The 12,673-nt window shown below is 67.8% G+C and carries 13 protein-coding genes and 1 tRNA gene; 6 read left to right on the top strand and 8 right to left on the bottom strand.

What is annotated here, in order from left to right:
• Positions 1 to 13 precede the first annotated feature (13 nt).
• The 3 genes from OXR00_RS01210 to OXR00_RS01200 all read right to left on the bottom strand — a co-directional run bounded on the left by OXR00_RS01210 (position 14) and on the right by OXR00_RS01200 (position 3,486).
• Complete coding sequence (locus OXR00_RS01210; RefSeq protein WP_242146086.1) at positions 14 to 655, bottom strand: XrtA/PEP-CTERM system exopolysaccharide export protein; 642 nt, start codon at positions 653 to 655, stop codon at positions 14 to 16.
• A gap of 69 nt (positions 656 to 724) precedes the next feature.
• Positions 725 to 1,984: a pyridoxal-dependent decarboxylase, exosortase A system-associated gene (locus tag OXR00_RS01205; protein WP_267386205.1), complete on the bottom strand. Its 1,260-nt coding sequence runs from the start codon at positions 1,982 to 1,984 to the stop codon at positions 725 to 727.
• Positions 1,981 to 3,486: an acyl-CoA ligase (AMP-forming), exosortase A system-associated gene (locus tag OXR00_RS01200; protein WP_267386204.1), complete on the bottom strand. Its 1,506-nt coding sequence runs from the start codon at positions 3,484 to 3,486 to the stop codon at positions 1,981 to 1,983. The genes OXR00_RS01205 and OXR00_RS01200 overlap by 4 nt, the downstream gene beginning before the upstream one ends.
• 100 nt (positions 3,487 to 3,586) lie before the next feature.
• Between OXR00_RS01200 and OXR00_RS01195 the strand changes: the two genes are divergently transcribed.
• The 3 genes from OXR00_RS01195 (at position 3,587) to OXR00_RS01185 (ending at position 5,415) form a co-directional block, all read left to right on the top strand.
• Positions 3,587 to 3,874, top strand: coding sequence for a phosphopantetheine-binding protein (locus OXR00_RS01195; RefSeq protein ID WP_267386202.1), 288 nt, complete (start codon positions 3,587 to 3,589; stop codon positions 3,872 to 3,874).
• Positions 3,875 to 3,946: 72 nt separating this feature from the next.
• A complete protein-coding gene (locus tag OXR00_RS01190; protein WP_267386201.1) occupies positions 3,947 to 4,654 on the top strand; it encodes a hypothetical protein in 708 nt (235 codons plus the stop codon).
• Positions 4,642 to 5,415 carry a hydrolase 1, exosortase A system-associated gene (locus OXR00_RS01185; RefSeq protein ID WP_267386200.1) on the top strand — a complete coding sequence of 258 codons (774 nt, stop codon included), beginning with the start codon at positions 4,642 to 4,644 and terminating at the stop codon, positions 5,413 to 5,415. Before OXR00_RS01190 ends, OXR00_RS01185 begins: the two co-directional genes overlap by 13 nt.
• A gap of 39 nt (positions 5,416 to 5,454) precedes the next feature.
• Here OXR00_RS01185 and trxB read toward each other — a convergent pair whose 3' ends face one another.
• Positions 5,455 to 6,420 (bottom strand): thioredoxin-disulfide reductase, encoded by a 966-nt coding sequence (gene trxB / locus OXR00_RS01180; protein WP_267386199.1) that lies wholly within the window; start codon positions 6,418 to 6,420, stop codon positions 5,455 to 5,457.
• Positions 6,421 to 6,698: 278 nt separating this feature from the next.
• Between trxB and OXR00_RS01175 the strand changes: the two genes are divergently transcribed.
• Together OXR00_RS01175 and fdhD are read left to right on the top strand one after the other, a co-directional pair.
• Positions 6,699 to 7,241, top strand: a complete 543-nt coding sequence (locus OXR00_RS01175) for a molybdenum cofactor guanylyltransferase (protein WP_267386198.1) — start codon at positions 6,699 to 6,701, stop codon at positions 7,239 to 7,241.
• Complete coding sequence (gene fdhD, locus OXR00_RS01170) at positions 7,238 to 8,032, top strand: formate dehydrogenase accessory sulfurtransferase FdhD (protein WP_267386197.1); 795 nt, start codon at positions 7,238 to 7,240, stop codon at positions 8,030 to 8,032. Before OXR00_RS01175 ends, fdhD begins: the two co-directional genes overlap by 4 nt.
• A 7-nt stretch (positions 8,033 to 8,039) precedes the next feature.
• On the opposite strand, the gene OXR00_RS01165 is transcribed toward fdhD, so the two are convergent.
• The 4 genes from OXR00_RS01165 to OXR00_RS01150 all read right to left on the bottom strand — a co-directional run bounded on the left by OXR00_RS01165 (position 8,040) and on the right by OXR00_RS01150 (position 11,641).
• Positions 8,040 to 8,116: transfer RNA gene (locus OXR00_RS01165), tRNA-Met, on the bottom strand.
• Between the two features lie 43 nt (positions 8,117 to 8,159).
• Positions 8,160 to 8,669, bottom strand: coding sequence for a 2'-5' RNA ligase family protein (locus OXR00_RS01160; protein WP_267386196.1), 510 nt, complete (start codon positions 8,667 to 8,669; stop codon positions 8,160 to 8,162).
• Positions 8,666 to 10,600: a potassium transporter Kup gene (locus OXR00_RS01155; RefSeq protein WP_267386195.1), complete on the bottom strand. Its 1,935-nt coding sequence runs from the start codon at positions 10,598 to 10,600 to the stop codon at positions 8,666 to 8,668. Before OXR00_RS01155 ends, OXR00_RS01160 begins: the two co-directional genes overlap by 4 nt.
• 138 nt (positions 10,601 to 10,738) lie before the next feature.
• Complete coding sequence (locus OXR00_RS01150; RefSeq protein ID WP_267386194.1) at positions 10,739 to 11,641, bottom strand: histone deacetylase; 903 nt, start codon at positions 11,639 to 11,641, stop codon at positions 10,739 to 10,741.
• Positions 11,642 to 11,770: 129 nt separating this feature from the next.
• On the opposite strand from OXR00_RS01150, the gene OXR00_RS01145 reads away from it, so the two are divergent.
• On the top strand, positions 11,771 to 12,655 hold the full coding sequence (locus OXR00_RS01145; RefSeq protein WP_346731981.1) for an alpha/beta hydrolase: 885 nt from the start codon (positions 11,771 to 11,773) through the stop codon (positions 12,653 to 12,655).
• The last annotated feature ends 18 nt before the right edge of the window (positions 12,656 to 12,673 follow it).

Here is a 12,673-nt window from a genome sequence, read left to right as displayed (position 1 = left end):
TCGGCGCGCCCCCTCAGAACATGCTCTCAGGAATGATGATGACGTCGCCCGGCTCCAGCCGAACGTTCGCCTTCGAATCACCGTTCTTCAGCAGGTTGGACAGCTTGACGTTATACTCGACCTGCTTGCCGGTGGTGCGGTCGTAGCGGACGAGCTTGGCACGGTTGCCCGCCGCATATTCGCTTAGTCCCCCCACCGCGATCATCGCGTCGAGCAGCGTCATGTTCGCGCGGTACGGGATCGATGCGGGCTTTGCGGTGGCACCAACGATACGGACCTGTTGGCTGAACGTGCCTGAGAAATTCTCTACGATGACGGAGACGATAGGGTCCTTGATGTATTCGCCAAGCGCAATCTTCATGTCGTCCGCGAGCATCGCCGGCGTCTTGCCGACGGCGGGCATGTCGTTGATGAGCGGCGTGGTGATCCGGCCATCGGGACGCACCTGCACCTTCGCCGACAGTTCGGGGTTGCGCCACACGAAGATGTTGAGCTGGTCGAGCGGGCCGATGACATATTCCTCGCCCGGCTGCTCCTGCGTCGCGACGAAGGCGGCGGGCGGCAATTGCGTGCCACCGCCAGTCGCGCAGCCATTCAGCGCCAACGCGATCCCGCTGGTCGTCATCAAGCCCTTGAGAAGCCCCGAGTTACGCATTCACCAAACTCCCTGCTGCTACATCCTGTACGCGTGTGTCTTGCGTGCAGGCTCGCGGCGATGGTCTGGCTATGCCTGTGGAGAGGTGAAGATTGCGTTAGGAACGTCCGGGACGCCCGCCAGGATTTCGCGCGGGGCCGCATGGCCGAGGAACCCGGCGGGGCTGGCCGACAGCCCGTACGCCCCCGCCATGAACACCGCGATGAGATCGCCCGGCCCAGCCCGCGCGATCCCCACCCGGTCGGCCAGCCGGTCGAGCGGCGTGCAAAGCGGGCCAACCACGCTGGCAACCTCGCGCGACGTATCGGCGGCGGCAGTCGCCACGCCGACCGGATAGTTGCGGCGCACCACCGTGCCGAGGTTGCCGGTCGCGGCAAGCTGGTGGTTCATGCCGCCATCGGTGACGATGAAGGTCTCGCCCCGGCTCACCTTGCGATCGACCACGCGCGTCAGATACACGCCCGCCTCTCCGACCAGCCAGCGCCCGAGTTCCATCGCGAAACGTGCGCCCGCCAGCACCGCTGGCAAGTCCGCCAGCCGCGCGCACAGCGCCGCGCCGACACTCTCGATATCGAGCGGCACCTCGCCCGGGAAGTACGGGATGCCGAACCCGCCGCCCAGATTGACCAGCGGCGGCGTAACGCCGACCTGCTCGCTAAGCCGCGCCGCCAGCGCCAGCGTCTCCGCCTGCGTTTCGATGATCGCGCCTTCGTCGAGCGCCTGCGAGCCGGCGAAGATATGCCACCCGCGCCAATCCGCGCCCGCCTCGATCACCTCGCTGGCAACGGCGGCGGCGCGATCGGCGTCGATCCCGAACGGCGACGCGCGCCCGCCCATCCGCATCCCCGATCCGCGCAGCTCGATCTCCGGGTTCACCCGCACGGCAAGGCGCGGCACGACGCCAAGCATATCACCGATCGCGATCGCCCGCGCCGCCTCACCTTCGGATTCGAGGTTGATCGTCACGCCGGCGCGGATCGCCGCCTCGATCTCGTCGCGACGCTTGCCCGGCCCGGCGAAGCTCACCGCCGCGCCCCATTTCAGCCCGGCGATCCGCGCCAGTTCCCCAGCCGAAGCAACATCGAAGCCATCGACCAGCGGCGCCATTGCCTCAAGCAGCGGCGCAAACGGATTGGCCTTGATCGCGTAATGCAGATCGACGTGCGGGAACGCCGCGCGAAACCGCGCGATCCGTCGCGCGATCGCGGCGAAATCATAGACGAACAGCGGCGTATCGCCAGCCGCCTCCGCCCACGCTTCCGCGCTGCGTCCGGCAATCGTCAGCGGCATGCCGGCATAGTCGGCAGGTATCGTCCCCATCGGCTTCATGCCGTCACCTCGCGGCGCAACGTCGCGCGGTCAAGTTTGCCGTTGGCGTTGAGCGGGAGCGTCGCGCGCCATTCATAGCGCGCCGGTTGCATGAAGCTCGGCAACTCCCGCCGCAGCCGCTCGCGCAACGCCGCCTCCGCGCTGCCGGCATCGCCGATCGCCCGCGCCACCACAACGATCGTCTGCCCGAGCCGGGCATCGGGTACGCCCATCGCCACCGCCTCGCCTGCCTCACCACCGCGCAGCACAGCATCCTCGATCTCGGTCGGGCTGATGCGGTTGCCCGCGCTTTTTATCATCTCGTCGTCACGCCCAACGAAGCGGAACAGCCCGTCCGCGCCCTCGAACACGGTATCGCCCGACCACACCGCCATCCCGCCGCTCGCCGTCCAATCCGGCGCGGGGCGGAAGCGTGCAGCGGTGCGCTCCGGGTCCTGCCAATAACCTTGCGCGACAAGCGGCCCGGCATGAACCAGCTCGCCCGGGGCATTCAGCGCGGCGCGCGTCCCGTCGGCGGCTACCGCCATCACCTCTGCAAACGGGATCGCCCGGCCGATCGCGTCCGGGTGGGCGTCGACCAGATCGGGCGCGAGGTAGGTCGATCGGAAGGCCTCGGTCAGTCCGTACATCGGGTACAAATCCGCGTTGGGGAAGCGCGCGCGAAGCCCGGCGATGATCGGGCGGGTCAGCGCACCGCCCGAATTGGTCAGCCGCCGCAGCCGCGCCGCAGTCTCCGCCGGCCACTCGGCGTCGAGCAACTGTACCCACAGCGGCGGTACCCCCGCCAGCGTCGTCGCCTCCATCCGCTCGACCGCCTTCACCACATCGCGCGCGGTGAGGTAATCGAGCGGGGCGACGCTCGCCCCCGCCGCCCAGGTCGAGAACAACTGGTTCTGACCGTAATCGAAGCTCAGCGGCAGCACGGCGAGCACGCGATCCTCCGGCGAGATCTTCAGATAATGCGCCACGCTGATCGCGCCCAACCACAGGTTGGCGTGGCTGAGCATTACCCCCTTGGGTTTGCCGGTAGACCCGGAGGTATAGAGGATCGCCGCCAGCGTACTCGGATCGGATCGCGATGGCGGCAGGACGTCATCGCCGACGATCTCCTCCTCCAGTACGATCCGGCAACCCGGCGGCATATCGCCCGGCTCCAGCGTGGCGGCGCGCGGGGCTTGCGTCACCAGCACCGATGCGCCGCTATCGGCGAGGATGTGCGAGACCTGCCCGCGTTTCAGCACGGGATTGATCGGCACATGCACCAATCCGCCACGCGGCACCGCGAGCGGCAGCACGCACGCGGTCGCGGTCTTGGGCAGCCAACTCGCCACCCGGCCGCCCTTGCCCACCGCCTTGGCGAGCCACGCGGCGATTGCGCCGGTGCGCGCTTCCAGGTCGGCATAGCGAAGCGTCTCATCGCGTAAGGCGAGTGCCACCGCCCCCGCACCTCCAAGCGCAGGCAAAGTGTCGATCGGACGTGGCACGGGATCGAGCGCGATCATCCACCCCTGATAGCCGAGCCTGCTGCGCTGTGAAGAGGTTGCGGCTCGCGCCACCCTTGGCAGACGGCTTGGCTTTCTCTAACCCGCCTGCAAAAGCAGGATGACGGGGCGTACAGTGCTGCCAAATGATACTTACATTGTCGAAACCACCGTGCGCGGCGTGTTGCGCGATGTGTTGGGACTGAGCGACGCGCGCGCCGCCGAACTGCGTGACGAGACGCCGCTGTTCGGCGCGATGCCGGAATTGGACTCGATGGCGGTGGCGGGCGTGCTGACGGAAATGGAGGAGCGGCTCGGCATCCTGATCGACGACGACGAGGTCGATGGCGAGATGCTGGAGACCTTCGGCGCGCTGGTGCGCTTTGCGACGGACAAGGTGCCGCAGTGACGGTGGCGCGGACGCGGGCGCGCTAGCGGCGGTGGCCGTGGTCTCCCGCCCACTCTCGCGCACGCGCGCGCGGTGATCGACCACTACGACTGGCGCGGCGGCCGCGAGGCGATGCTGCGCTTCGGCCCCGATACGGGTCCGCTGGCGATCATCGCAATGCCGCTGTTCGAGGAGGCCAACCGCCTGCGCGCGTTCGCGGTTGGCCTGTGCCGGGCGCTTGCCGCGCGCGGGGTGGCGAGTGCGCTGCCCGACCTGCCGGGCCAAGGTGAAAGCCTGTTGCCAACCGAAGACGCCCGGTTCGAAGACTGGCGCGCCGCCTTCGCCGCCGCCGCGGTGCAGGTCGGTCGCAGCGTGCACGGCGTAGCGCTGCGCAGCGGCGCGGTCGTGGATGTCGAGGCGGCGCTGGTGAGCCGCTGGCGGCTTGCGCCGATCGCAGGCGCGGCGGTGCTGGCCGAGCTGCGGCGCGCGACGACAACGGGCGCGCGGGCGCGTGGCGAGACAGTCGCGGTGAGGATCGACGCAGACACCGACGCGCCGATACTCCTCGCCGGCAACCGTATCGCGCTTTCGCTGTTCGGCGCGCTGGCGGATGATGATGCGGTTGCGGCCACCGTCGGCGTGCCGCTGCGCACGCTCCGGCTGGCCAGCGACCCGCTGCCTGCCGATCGCAAGGTTGAAGGCGCGCCGTTGTGGCGGCGGGCGGAACCGGGCAACGACCTGGCGCTTGCCGCGCTACTCGCAGACGACATTGCCGAATGGATCACGCGATGCGGCGGCTGATCGCCTTTGCCTGTGCGGGCGAGCGATTGCTCGGCACGCTGGATAAGGCCAGCGGCGAAACCGGCCTGCTGATCGTCTCCGGCGGCAATGAGGTGCGCAGTGGCGCGCATCGGGGTATGGCTCTGCTAGCCCAGCGTTTGGCGAAGGCGGGGGTGCCGGTTTTCCGATTTGACCGGCGCGGCGTAGGCGACTCCAGTGGCGAGAACAGCGGCTTTCTGAGTGCCGCGCCCGACATCGCAGCGGCGGCGGCGACCTTCACGGCGGAGACCGGCCTGCGCCGGCTGGTGGCCTTCGGCAACTGCGATGCAGCGACCGCGCTGGCGCTGTTCGGCGAGTGTGCGGGCATCGACCGGCTGATCCTCGCCAATCCCTGGGTGACTGCAGGCGGCGGCGATCTGCCGCCCGCCGCCGCGATCCGGGCACGCTACGCGGCAGCGCTACGTACGCCGAAGGAGTGGCTACGGCTCGCTACCGGAGGGGTAAGCCTGGGCAAAGTCGCGAAAGGTTTGCGCAAAGTTGCGCGAGCCCCCGCGCCCGAAGAAGGGGCTTTGGCTGCCCGACTGATCGCCGCGCTGCATGGCTGGGGGGCGCGCAGCGCCATCCTGCTGGCACGCGGCGATGCGACCGCGATCGCGTACAGGCATGCGACCAAGGATGCCGGGCTGATTGCGCCGGTCGCGATGCTGGACAGCGCGTCGCACAGCTTCGCTTTGCCGGGCGACGACGACTGGCTGCTGGAGCAGATCCTCGCGGCATTGTGATGTTTGCCGCCGCACAGTACGCGGCGACGAAGCGGGGCTTTACTCTGCCGCTTCGGCCAGCTTGAAATCCTGCTCCGCCAGGAAGCGTTCCGCGTCGAGCGCGGCCATGCAGCCGCTGCCCGCCGCCGTCACCGCCTGGCGGTAATGCTTGTCCATCACGTCGCCGCAGGCGAACACGCCGGGGACGTTGGTCTTGGTCGTGCCGGTCTCGACCGTGATGTAATGATCCTCGTCGAGCGCGATGTGGCCCCGGAACAGCTCGGTCGCCGGATGGTGGCCGATCGCGACGAAACCGCCGTCCACATCGAGCCGCGACAGTTCGCCCGTCACCGTATCGCGTAGCTGCAGCGCGACGAGACCCGCGGTGCCGCCGCCGTCGACGAACTCGGCGACTTCCTTGTTCCACAGCACCGTCACGCCCTTGTGCGCGAACAGCCGCTCCTGAAGGATTTTTTCCGCACGGAAATGGTCGCGGCGGTGGATGATCGTCACGTCGGGCGAATGGTTGGTGAGGTACAACGCCTCCTCGACCGCAGTGTTGCCACCACCGATCACTGCGACCTTCTTGCCGCGATAGAAGAAGCCGTCGCAGGTCGCGCAGGCGCTGACGCCCTTGCCCTTCAGCGCCTCCTCGCTATCGAGGCCGAGCCACTTGGCCTGCGCGCCGGTGGCTATGACGAGCGTGTCGCCCTCGTACACGTCGCCGCCGTCACCGATCAGACGGAACGGGCGCTGCGACACGTCGACTTCGACGACGGTGTCGTACATCAGCCGGGTGCCGACATGCTCGGCCTGCTTCTGCATCTGCTCCATCAGCCATGGACCCTGGATCACGTCCGCGAAGCCGGGGTAATTCTCGACATCGGTGGTGGTCATCAACTGGCCGCCGGGCTGGATGCCCTGCACGAGGATCGGTTTCATGCCGGCACGCGCGCCGTAGATGGCGGCGGTGAGGCCGGCCGGGCCGGAGCCGAGAATCAACATGCGGGTGGTATGGGTGGTCATGAACGGCTTCCAGCTTGGGCTTTGCGGGCGATGCTATTGAGGCAAGCGCCGGGGATTGCAACATGGGTGTGGTGGGGCGCCAGCGCAAACGTGGGCGGGCGAGGATTGGGTTTGTGGAGATAAGCTTGAGCTTTGGCGCTCAGCACCGCGCCCGTTTACCCGCATACCATAAGTCGACCCGGCCTTGGCCGAGAAAGGGATACGTTGCCGCCGGGCTTGGTTGACGACAAGCGCGCCACGATCGCTACAACGTACGGGCACAGCAAGGGCCAGCATTGATGACACATCCCACCCTTCTCGGCGCAATTATCGCCGGTGGTGCGTCGAGCCGCTTCGGCAGCGACAAGGCGCTCGCGCTGTTCGGCGGGCAGCCGCTGATCGCGCATGCGCAGGCGGCGCTGGAGCCGTTGGTCGGCGCGATAGTGGTGTGCGGGCGGGCTTGGGGCGGACTGCCGATGCTCGCCGATGTGCCGGTGGCGGGGCTTGGCCCGCTCGGCGGGATCGCCGCCGCGCTCGGCCATGCCCGCGCCGAGGGCTTCGACCATGTGCTGACGATCGGGTGCGACATGCCGGAGGTGCCGGACGCGCTGCTCGACACCCTGATCGCCGCCGCGCCGGCCTATTGCGCGGATGCGCCGATCCTGGGCTGCTGGCCGGTTGCGGCGGCGGGTGGGCTGGCGGAGCGGCTGGGCGGATACACGACTGGCGTGAAGGACGGCGCACTGTCGATCCGCCGCTGGGCCGAGTCGATCGGGGCGACGGCGGTGCCCGCGCCCGGCCCTTTACGCAACGTCAACACGCCGGCGGACCTGCCGGCATGACCGCGCGCACCGAAACCGTGCTCGTGCTCGGCCGCGACGGCGCCCACACGGCAAGCCGGGAGATTGCGGTGGAGACCCCGGTCGCGATCGAGATCAACGGCATCGGCTATGCGGTGCTGATGGCGACGCCGGACGCGCTCGCCGATCTCGCCACCGGGTTCCTGCTGACCGAGCGGCTGATTGATTCGATCGCCGACCTGCTCGATCTCGATCCGTTCGAGACGCCCTCCGGCTGGATCGTCCGCGCCACCGTCACGCAGCGGTGCGCGGGCCGCATCCACGACCGCGTACGCCACCGCACCAGCGAGACGGCGTGCGGGCTGTGCGGCGTGTCCGGGCTGGAACAGGTGGTCCGCTCGGTCGCGCGGCCCGCCCCCGCCCCGCACACCGACGTCGCCGCGCTGTTCGCCGCGCTGGAGGCGATCCGCGCGCATCAGCCGCTTACCGCCCGCACCGGCGCGCTGCACGCCGCCGCGTGGTGCGACGACGCGGGCATGGTGCGGGTGGCACGCGAGGATGTCGGGCGGCACAATGCGCTCGACAAGCTGATCGGCGCGTGTGCGGGTGAGGATATCGCGGCGGGGTTCCTGCTCGTCACCTCGCGGATCAGCTTCGAGATGGTCGACAAGGCGTTGGTGGCGGGCGCGGCGCTGCTGGTTGGTATCTCCGCGCCGACCGCACTGGCGGTGGATCGCGCACGCGCGCACGGGCTCAGCCTGATCGCGCTGGCGCGGCGGGATGCGATGCTGGTGCTGAACGATCCGCATCGGGCCTTCGCGGCGCGGATATAGGTCCGAATGGTAGCGAAGGAGGGACTTGAACCCCCGACCCCAGGATTATGATTCCCGTGCTCTAACCAGCTGAGCTACTTCGCCCTGCCATTCGGAGGCGCGCCTATATGTGCCGGAAACCGCGCGGTCAAGTAAACATGTGACGGGATAGCGGTTCCCATGGCCCGCCACGGTAATACCAGCTCGCCAGACCGGCGATCGCCACGGTGCGCGGCCGGAATTCCGCCTCCAGCGTGTGCAGCAGCGCCTTCGCCTGTGCGGGCGGCACCTTGTTCTGGATGGTGACGTGCGGACGCCAGCCGGCCTTGTCCTGCGGCATCAGCAGGGCTGCGAACGCATCGGCAAGACCGGCGCGAATCGCCAATAGCGCCGGGCTTTCGATGCGGAACGCGACGCCGCCGCCGAGCGACATCAGGCCACCGACTCGCGCGTCCGGCGCCGGCACGCCGCGCGTTTCGGCCGACAGACGCTGCTTCAGCTCCGCCGCGATAGCGGGCGGCAGATGGTGGAACATCGTCAGATGGGCGGCGAGGTGGTTGCGCTCGGGCGGGAAGTGCTGCCGACGCAGGCCGTCGAAGAACGCTGCGTCGGTCTTTCCGAACAGCGCCGTGACGATGATTGGCGCAGGCTCGGTCAAATCTCCAGCTGACTGCCGAGTTCGACGACGCGGTTGGTCGGCAGGCGAAAGAACTCCATCGCACTTTCGGCATTACGTAACAGCCACGCGAACAACTTCTCGCGCCAGATCATCATGCCCGGGCGCGACGATGGCAGCAGTGTCTGCCGGGCGAGGAAGAAGCTCGTGTCCATCATGCGGAACTCGGCGCCGCAGCGATGCACGTTGGCCAGCGCGACCGGCACGTCCGGCTCCTCGATGAAGCCATACTTCAGCACCATGCGGTGGAAGCCGTGGTCGAGATCCTCGAGGTAGCAGCGCTGCCCTTCCGCCACATACGGTTCATCGACGATCTTCACCGTCAGCAGCACGATACGCTCGTGCAGCACCTTGTTGTGCTTGAGGTTATGGAGCAGCGCGTGCGGCACACCTTCCGGCGTGGAGGTCATGAACACGGCCGTGCCGGGCACGCGCGTGGCGGCACTGGCGGCGGACTGGATGAACACCTTGATCGGCATTGCCCCCTCCCGCATCCGCGCGATCATCAACTGACGGCCCTTCGACCAGGTCGTCAGGATCGTGAAGATGATGAAGCCAGCGAGCAGCGGGAACCAGCCGCCGGACACGATCTTGGTAAGATTGGCCGTAAAGTACGCGCCATCCACCAGAAAGAACACCGCCAGCAGTGGCGCCGCCGCCCAGATTGACCAGTTCCACAACCGCCTCAACACCACCACCAGCAGGCAGGTGTCGATCAGCATCGCACCCGTAACCGCGATACCGTAAGCGGCGGTGAGGTTTGACGAACTGCGGAAGAACGCGACCAGCAGCAGCACCATGGTCAGCAGCAGCCAGTTGATGAGCGGGATGTAGATCTGCCCCGCCGTCTGCGCATTGGTGTGTTCGATGCGCAGGCGCGGCATAAAACCGAGCTGGATCGCCTGCTGGGTGACGGAGAACGCGCCGGAGATCACCGCCTGGCTGGCGATCATCGCCGCCGCCGTCGCGATCAGCACGAGCGGGAGTTCCCAGCCGGCCGGGGCGAGTTTGTAGAATGGGCTCTCCAACGCGCCCGCGTCACGGAACAGCAGCGCGCCCTGCCCCATGTAGTTGAGCATTAGCGCCGGCAGCACGAAGAACATCCACGACACGCGGATCGGGTTGCGCCCGAAATGCCCCATGTCGGCATAGAGCGCCTCCGCGCCCGTCACCGCCAGCACGACCGAACCCAGCGCGAGAAACGCACGCAGCGGATCGTGGACGAAGAACAAGGCGGCGTAATGCGGTGACAATGCCCACAGCACGCCCGGCGTCTTGACGATGCTGGCGATGCCGAGCGCGGCGATCACCACGAAGTACAGCAGCATCACGGGTCCGAAGAACAGCCCGATCTTGGCAGTGCCCTTGGACTGGATGACGAACAGCGCGATGATGATGAGCCCCGACAGCGGCAGCACCAGATGCGACAGGCTTGGCTGCGCGACGGCGAGCCCCTCTACCGCGCCGAGCACGGTAACGGCCGGCGTTATCATGCTGTCGCCGTAGAACAGCGCAGTCGCGAATACGCCGAGCAATACGATACCGCGAGACCAGCGGATCTGCTTCACGCGGCCCGAAATCAGCGCGAGCAGGGCGAGACTGCCGCCCTCACCCTTGTTGTCGGCGCGCATGATGATGGTGACGTACTGGATCGTTACGACCAGCAGCATCGACCAGAAGATCAGGCTGCAAACACCCATGATGTGGAACGCGTCCACGTCGAGCTTGTGGTGTCCGGCGAACGTCTCGCGAAACGCGTAGAGCGGACTTGTGCCGATGTCGCCGAACACAACCCCGATCGCGCCGAGCGCGAGCTTTGGAAGGCCCTCACCACCATGCGCGGCGTGGCCGGACGTCGTGGAATCGACTCCAGCGGGCGCGGGATCGGCCGCGCTGATCAGGTTTGTGCTCACGGGAGGGCTATTCTTGCCCGGAAATCAACGATGTATGTCATATGTAGACCGAATGCGCCCCTGTGATCCACAGCGGCAGGCCACTAGCATGGCGCCAATGCCCTCGCAATCCAACATGTGGGGATGTGCCGGAACGGATCAAGTACTCGCAAAGGCGCGTCCCAGCGTGAGGATCGCCGCGACATGGCGCGCGGCGATCGCGGCGGTATCCGCGCCGTAGCCGCCACCGACCGTGCTGGCGAGCGGGATGCCGCGTGCGATGGCGAGATCCGCAACCAAACGGTCGCGCGCGATCAGGCCAGGTTCGGTCAGCGCGAGGCGGCCCAACCGATCGCCGCCAAACGGATCGACCCCGGCCTGATAGAGGATCAATCCGGGCCGCACGCTGTCGAGCATGGGCGCAAGGCTGTCCGCCAGCGCGGTGAGATACGCGTCGTCGCCGGTGCCATCGGCGAGCGGCACGTCGAGCGTTGACCGCGCCTTGCGGACGGGAAAGTTCTTCTCCGCATGGATCGAATAGGTGGCGATCTCGGGCCGTCCCGCGCACAGTGAGGCGGTGCCGTCGCCCTGATGCACGTCGCAATCAACCACGATCACCCGCTCGACGGTGCCCTCCTCCACCAGTCGCACCGCCGCCACCGCGAGGTCGTTGAGCACGCAATAGCCGGCGCCAGTGCCGGCCAACGCGTGGTGGCTGCCGCCGGCGGTGTTGGCGGCGAAGCCGTGCTCAAGCGCGAGCTGGCCTGCGAGCCACGTACCCCCGACGACCCGTTGCGAGCGTTCTGCGACACCCTCGCTTACCGCGAAGCCAATGCGGCGCTCCTTGTCGGGCGGCACACGTGCCTCCAGTACCTCGGCAACGTAATCCGCGTCATGCACCGCCTCCAGCCAGACGCGCGGGATGCGGTCGGGTTCGTGCCAGACGATCTCCTCCCCCTCGGCACGCAGCAAATCGCGGACGAGGCCGTTCTTGCTGAGCTGACTGGGGCTGCGCACATGCGCGGCCGAAACATAGGCGGGATGGTGGACGACATTGATCACGCTGCCTAGGTAAGGTCGCGGCGGCCCGACCGCAAAGCACCGGCTGATGGAGCCTTATCCGTGGAAGTGTTCGTCCGACCCGATGTGCGTGCCTTCCTCGCCTTCCTGAACGCGGCACCCGGTCCGCGCATGCACGAAATGGACGCCGCGCGGGCGCGGCAATCGCTGCGCGCGATCAAGGATATCGCCGATCTGCCGCTGGGACCACTCGGCGCGATCATCGACGTGACCATACCCGGACTGGCCGGCGCTCTGCCGGCGCGGCTGTTCGATGCGCGGGCAGAGCGAGATGCCGGGCCGATGGTGGTGTTCTTCCACGGCGGCGGGTTCGTGATCGGTGATCTCGACACGCACGCCAGCTTTTGCGCGGAGATGGCGCGGGCGCTCGACCTGCCGGTGCTTGCCGTCGATTACCGGCTCGCGCCGGAGCATCCGTGGCCGTCCGCGCCGCAAGATTGCGTCGCGGCCGCGCATTGGGCGGCAAGCGCTCCGAAGCTTCTGCCGCGAACCGTCACCAGCCTCGTGCTGTGCGGCGACAGCGCGGGCGGCAATCTCGCCATCGTCACCGCCATGGCGCTGCGCGATACGCCTGCTGCCGTGCCTGTGATCGCACACCTGCTGTTCTACCCGGCGACGGACGGCACGCGCGACTATCCCAGCCTGATCGACTTCGAGAGCGGCTATCTGCTCGACCGGGCAAGTCTCGCATGGTTCCGGGACGCCTACCGCGCCGACCAGCATGACCTGCGCGCCTCCCCGCTCGCCGGCGTGTCTGCCGGCATGCCGCCGGCGGTTATTCTCACCGCCGGGCTCGATCCGATCCGTGACCAAGGCCGCGCCTATGCCGCCGCGCTGGCACAAGCGGGTGTGCCGGTGACGTTCCGCGAGGCGGCCGGGATGGTGCACGGCTTCGTCACGCTACGACAGGCGCTTCCCTCTGCGGTAGCGGACTGCGCCGGCGCATTAGAGGCGGCAAAGACAATGATTGCGGAACACACAAGCCCCCGAGCATAAGACGGCTGACTTTTTCAC

It is taken from the genome of Sphingomonas sp. GC_Shp_3 (genome assembly GCF_026540945.1).
Taxonomy (GTDB): Bacteria; Pseudomonadota; Alphaproteobacteria; order Sphingomonadales; family Sphingomonadaceae; genus Sphingomonas.
This window is presented reverse-complemented; position numbering and strand designations above follow the sequence as displayed.

Bases quoted from the DNA above. Each gene is read 5' to 3' on its own strand.
- OXR00_RS01175 (WP_267386198.1), top strand. From the start codon at position 6,699: ATGACACATCCCACCCTTCTCGGCGCAATTATCGCCGGTGGTGCGTCG.
- fdhD (WP_267386197.1), top strand. From the start codon at position 7,238: ATGACCGCGCGCACCGAAACCGTGCTCGTGCTCGGCCGCGACGGCGCC.
- OXR00_RS01145 (WP_346731981.1), top strand. From the start codon at position 11,771: ATGCACGAAATGGACGCCGCGCGGGCGCGGCAATCGCTGCGCGCGATC.
- OXR00_RS01210 (WP_242146086.1), bottom strand. From the start codon at position 655: ATGCGTAACTCGGGGCTTCTCAAGGGCTTGATGACGACCAGCGGGATC.
- OXR00_RS01195 (WP_267386202.1), top strand. From the start codon at position 3,587: ATGACGGGGCGTACAGTGCTGCCAAATGATACTTACATTGTCGAAACC.
- OXR00_RS01200 (WP_267386204.1), bottom strand. From the start codon at position 3,486: ATGATCGCGCTCGATCCCGTGCCACGTCCGATCGACACTTTGCCTGCG.
- OXR00_RS01185 (WP_267386200.1), top strand. From the start codon at position 4,642: ATGCGGCGGCTGATCGCCTTTGCCTGTGCGGGCGAGCGATTGCTCGGC.
- OXR00_RS01205 (WP_267386205.1), bottom strand. From the start codon at position 1,984: ATGAAGCCGATGGGGACGATACCTGCCGACTATGCCGGCATGCCGCTG.
- trxB (WP_267386199.1), bottom strand. From the start codon at position 6,420: ATGACCACCCATACCACCCGCATGTTGATTCTCGGCTCCGGCCCGGCC.